We start from the raw sequence: 5,305 nt of genomic DNA, 5'->3' as shown, positions 1-5,305 counted from the left end.
CCCTTGCCAGACCACGCCTGCGGCGCAACGCGGCCACATGTCGCCGCAGGACTGCATAATCCGGCGGCAGCCGTTGCAATAACCGCCAGTCTGAATGTTCGGCAGGCGAAAACGAGGTTCCTATGCGCATACTGGTTCTGCACGGGGTCAACCTGAACATGTTCGGCAGGCGAGACCCGGCCCACTACGGCAGCGCCACCCTGGCCCAGATAGATGACGCCCTGACGTCTCTGGGCAAGGAACTCGGCGTTACGGTAGAGAGCTTTCAGACCAATCACGAAGGCGTCATGGTGGAGCGCATCCACAAGGCCGCGGATGAGGACGTGCAGGCCGTCGTCATCAATGCCGGAGCCTGGACGCACTATAGCCATGCCATTGCCGACGCCCTCGCCATACTGGAAATTCCTGTGGTCGAGGTGCACATGTCCAACGTGCATGCGCGAGAAAATTTCAGGCACCATTCCGTGCTGTCGCCCGTCTGCGCGGGCAGCATCTGCGGCTTCGGGCCGTCGAGCTATCTTCTCGGCCTGCGGGCCGCGCTTGATGCGGCGGCCAACACGGCCGGAAAGGTGCGTACCTGAAAGGTTCCACTGCCCTGGAACTGGCTTTTTGCGGTGTTCTGCGTTACGCCCTGAGACATTCTTGACTTGTCCGGGGTTTCCCACAACAGCCTCTAACCAGAGAGTTCACATGAACGACGCCATCAATCTGAGCCGGATGCGCGACGCCGCCTTTACGGCGGAAGTGGAGGCGCTAAGCGGCCAAAATGTTTCAACCTGCTACCAGTGCGGCAACTGTACAGCCGGCTGCCCCGCAGGCCTTGTCTATGACCGGCAGGTCAGCCAGATCATGCGCGCCGTACAGCTTGGCCTCAGGGATGAAGTGCTGAATTCGCGCTCTATCTGGATGTGCCTTTCCTGCTCGACCTGTAGTCTGCGCTGTCCTAATAATATCGACGTTGCGGGTATAATGGAGACCCTACGCCACATGGCCCGCAAAGAAGGCCGCGTGACTGTACCCAAGGTGGAAAAGTTTTGGTTTTCCTTCCTTGATACAGTGCGTGCCTTTGGCCGCACCTATGAAATTGGCACCATGGCCCTGTATATGATGCGCTCCATGCGCGTGTTCACTGACGTGGATCTTGCCCCGGAAGCCCTCAAAAAAGGCAAGCTGGGTCTCAAACCCCACGTGCTGCCCCAGGGAGCCGCCCCGGTTTCGCGCATTTTCGAGCGTTATAAAGAACGCGCCAAGCGCGAGGGGGTGCGCCCATGAATTTTGCCTACTACCCCGGCTGCTCGGCCCGAGGCTCTTCCAAGGACTATGAAATGTCCACCCAGGCCGTGTGCAAGGCGCTGGACATGAACCTGGTGGACATTCCGGACTGGAACTGCTGTGGCTCCACCCCGGCCCACGCCGTGGACACCGAGCTTTCCGCAGCCCTTTGCGTGCGCAACCTCGACATTGCTGCCCAGCAGCAGGCCGAACTGCTGCTCACGCCCTGCCCGAGCTGCCTTTCCAACCTCAAACTGGCCTCAAAGCGCATGGAAGACCCCGCGTTTCGCCAGCGTGTGGACGAACTGCTCGACGGCCCCTCGGCCAAGGCATTTCCTCCTGTGACCTCGGTCATGCAGGGCATTGCCGAAGCCTATGATATGGAAACCATCGCCGCCCGGGTGCGCAAGAGCCTCAAGGGCCTCAGGCTGGCCGCCTATTACGGCTGCCTCATGAGCCGCCCGGCGGAGGTCATGAACTTCGGCGATCCGGAAAATCCCACCCTTATGGAAAGCATGCTCGCCGCCTGCGGCGCGGAAATGGTGGACTTTCCCCTCAAGACCGCCTGCTGCGGCGCGTCGTTCGGCATTCCCGAACGGGTGATGACCGCCCGCAACTCCGGGCGAATTCTCGACCTTGCCACCCAGCTTGGCGTGGATGCCGTTATCGTGGCCTGCCCGCTTTGCCAGATGAACCTTGACCTGCGCCAGGAGCAGGCATCCAAGGAAATGGGTACGGCCTTCCGCCTGCCGGTGCTCTACTTCACCCAGATGATGGGCATAGCCTTTGGCCTTGACCACAAGGAACTGGGGCTTAACAAACTGCGCGTCAGCCCTGACGGCCTCATCCGCAAGCTGGACGAACTCCGGCGCAATTCCGCCGCCGCAGACAAGGCCGCTGAAGGAGGCAGGTCATGAGAATAGGCGTTTTCGTCTGCCATTGCGGCAGCAATATCGGCGGCACCGTTGACTGCGCCAAGGTGGCTGAAATTGCCCGCACCTATCCTGACGTGGTGTATGCCGACGACCCCATGTACACCTGTGCCGAACCCGGCCAGGCAGCCATTGAGGCTGCCATTCACGAGCACAAGCTTGACGGCGTTGTGGTGGCTTCCTGTTCGCCCCGCATGCACGAGCCGACCTTCCGCCGCACGGTGGAACGCGCGGGGCTCAACCGCTACATGCTCGAAATGGCTAACATCCGCGAGCATGTCTCGTGGATCGGCCGCGACAAGGAAGCCAATACCAACAAGTCTGCGGAACTGGTTTTGCTGGCGGTTGAAAAACTGCGCAACAACAGGCCGCTGCTTGCCAAAAGCTTTGACGTCAACAAGCGCGTGCTGGTCATCGGCGGCGGCGTGGCGGGCATTCAGGCCGCCCTTGACTGCGCCGACGGCGGCGTGCCTGTGGTGCTTGTGGAACGCGATGCCACCATCGGCGGCAAAATGGCAAAGCTGGACAAGACCTTCCCCACTGTGGACTGCTCGGCCTGCATTCTCGGCCCCAAGATGGTCGACGTGGCGCAGCATTCCAACATCACGCTGTACGCCTATTCCGAGGTGGAAGACATCTCGGGCTACGTGGGCAACTTTACGGTGAAAATCCGCAAGCGTTCCACCTATGTGGACTGGAGCCTCTGCACCGGCTGCGGCGCCTGCACCGAAAAATGCCCCAGCAAAAAAACGCCCGACGCCTTTAACGAACTGATCAGCAACACCACGGCCATCACCATTGCCTTTCCCCAGGCCATTCCCAAAAAGGCCGTCATCAATGCCGAGCACTGCCGCCAGTTCATCAAGGGCAAGTGCGGCGTTTGCGCCAAGATATGCCCCACCGGGGCCATCAAGTATGATATGGAAGATGAGATCATCACCGAAGAGGTGGGCAGCATCGTGGCCGCCACCGGCTATGATCTCATGGACTGGACCGTGTATCAGGAATACGGCGGCGGCGCGTACCCCGATGTTATCACCTCCCTGCAATACGAACGGATGCTCAATGCCTCCGGCCCCACGGCCGGACATATCAAGCGCCCCTCGGACGGCAAGGAACCCAAGAACATCGTCTTTGTGCAGTGCGTCGGCTCGCGTGACAAATCCATCGGGCGGCCCTACTGCTCCGGCTTCTGCTGCATGTATACGGCCAAGCAGGCCATTCTGACCAAGGACCATATTCCGGATTCCCAGTCCTATGTCTTCTATATGGACATCCGCGCCGCAGGCAAGATGTACGACGAGTTTACCCGCCGCACCATGGAAGAATACGGCACGGAGTATATCCGCGGGCGCGTCTCGCAGATATACCCCGACGGTCAGGGACAGCTTGTGGTCATGGGCGTGGACACGCTTATGGGACAGGCCATTGAAGTCAAGGCCGACCTCGTGGTTCTGGCTGTGGGCATCGAGGCCAGCAAGGGCGCGCCCCAACTGGCTGAAAAGCTGCGCATCTCCTACGACAGCTACGGCTTCTTCATGGAAAGCCATGTGAAGCTCAAGCCCGTGGAAACCAATACCGCCGGTGTGTATCTGGCGGGCGTGTGCCAGGGAACCAAGGACATCCCCGCTTCCGTGGCCCAGGGTTCGGCAGCGGCTGCCAAGGTGCTGGCCCTCTTTGCCAAGGACAAGCTGGAAAGCGACCCGCAGATCGCCCAGGTGGACATGCGCCGCTGCGTCAACTGCGGCAAGTGCATCCAGTGCTGCCCCTTCGGTGCCATCAAAGAGGTGGAAATCCGGGGCGAGGGCAAGGCCCAGGTTATCGAAACCGTATGCCAGGGCTGCGGGCTTTGCACTGCCACCTGCCCCCAGGGGGCCATCCAGCTTTCACACGCCACAGACAACCAGATTCTTGCGGAGGTTAACGCGCTATGCCAGCTTTAGAAGGCAAAGAATTGCGGATTGTGGGTTTTCTCTGCAACTGGTGCTCCTATGGCGGCGCCGACACAGCCGGTGTGGCCCGCGCCACACAGCCCACGGATCTGCGTATCATCCGCGTGCCCTGCTCGGGCCGCATAGACCCGCTGTTTATCGTCAAGGCCCTGCTTAACGGGGCGGACGGCGTGCTGGTTTCCGGCTGCCACCCGCGTGACTGTCACTATGCGGCTGGCAATTTCTACGCCCGCCGCCGTCTTGAAGTGCTCAAGCAGTTTCTGCCTGTGCTCGGTATTGACGACCGCCGTTTTGAATACACCTGGGTTTCGGCTTCCGAAGGCCAGCGCTGGCAGCAGGTGGTCACGGTCTTCACCGACCGCATCCACAAGCTCGGCCCCGCGCCGCGCCTGGAAGACCCCGAACCGCTGCTCAAGATCGCCGACATGGCGCTGACCTCCCTGCGGCCTTTGGGTACAGGGCAAAAGGCCGCCCTTGGCGAGCTCAAGGACGCTATCAAGGCCAAACTGCCCGAGCTGGACTTTGTCATCGGCTGGGGCCAAGGCTACGATGCCGCCCATACAGTGCCCATCTTCATGAAAACCCCCGAAGATGTGGACAAGCTCGTGTGGGGACCGCTGAACGTCAATAACCCGGCCGTCTACCTGCCCTCGTTCAAGGGAAAAAAAGTGGGCATTGTGGTCAAGGGCTGTGACTCGCGCTCGGTGGTGGAACTGCTGCAGGAAAAGCTCATCCGCCGCGAAGACGTGACCATTTTCGCCATGCCCTGCGAAGGCACGCTGGATATGGCCCGCGTCACCCAGGAACTTGGACGCTACACCAGTATTGACAAGGTGGAATATGACGAGGCCGGGGTCACCATCACGGCCGACGGCAAGCCCCACCGCTTCTGCATGACCGACTACGCCCAGGGCAAATGCTATGGCTGCACCACCCCCTCGGCCGTTCTTGCGGACACGCGCCTGGGTACGCCCGAAAAAGTGGAAGCCGGCCCGCACACCCCGCCCGAACTGGCCCTGCTCGACGCCAGGACGCTTGAAGAGCGCATGGCCTTCTGGCGCGGCCAGATGGATCGCTGCCTGCGCTGCTACGCCTGCCGCAATGCCTGCCCCATGTGCGTCTGCCGCGATTTCTGCGTTTCAGACAGCC

Annotated in this window: 5 protein-coding genes; all 5 read left to right on the top strand. The window is 61.0% G+C overall.

All coding sequences use genetic code 11. From position 1 onward, the window contains the following. Nucleotides 1–122 precede the first annotated feature (122 nt). Entirely contained in the window at nucleotides 123–581 is a 459-nt protein-coding gene (gene aroQ, locus V6C07_RS03210) for a type II 3-dehydroquinate dehydratase (RefSeq protein WP_333534935.1), read from the top strand. A gap of 109 nt (nucleotides 582–690) precedes the next feature. Beyond that, nucleotides 691–1,272 carry a 4Fe-4S dicluster domain-containing protein gene (locus V6C07_RS03205; RefSeq protein WP_333534933.1) on the top strand — a complete coding sequence of 194 codons (582 nt, stop codon included), beginning with the start codon at nucleotides 691–693 and terminating at the stop codon, nucleotides 1,270–1,272. Further along, nucleotides 1,269–2,189 (top strand): CoB--CoM heterodisulfide reductase iron-sulfur subunit B family protein, encoded by a 921-nt coding sequence (locus tag V6C07_RS03200; RefSeq protein WP_333534932.1) that lies wholly within the window; start codon nucleotides 1,269–1,271, stop codon nucleotides 2,187–2,189. Before V6C07_RS03205 ends, V6C07_RS03200 begins: the two co-directional genes overlap by 4 nt. Continuing rightward, a complete protein-coding gene (locus V6C07_RS03195; protein ID WP_333534931.1) occupies nucleotides 2,186–4,147 on the top strand; it encodes a CoB--CoM heterodisulfide reductase iron-sulfur subunit A family protein in 1,962 nt (653 codons plus the stop codon). Before V6C07_RS03200 ends, V6C07_RS03195 begins: the two co-directional genes overlap by 4 nt. Next, nucleotides 4,135–5,305, top strand: a 1,171-nt coding sequence (locus V6C07_RS03190; RefSeq protein WP_333534930.1) for a hydrogenase iron-sulfur subunit, incomplete at its 3' end; no start/stop codon positions are given. The genes V6C07_RS03195 and V6C07_RS03190, both read left to right, overlap by 13 nt.

Origin of the sequence: Desulfovibrio sp. 1214_IL3152, assembly GCF_036763055.1 — a bacterium.
Taxonomy (GTDB): Bacteria; Desulfobacterota; Desulfovibrionia; order Desulfovibrionales; family Desulfovibrionaceae; genus Desulfovibrio.
Note: the sequence above shows the minus strand (reverse complement) of the source record. Positions and strands in the feature narration are given on the sequence as shown.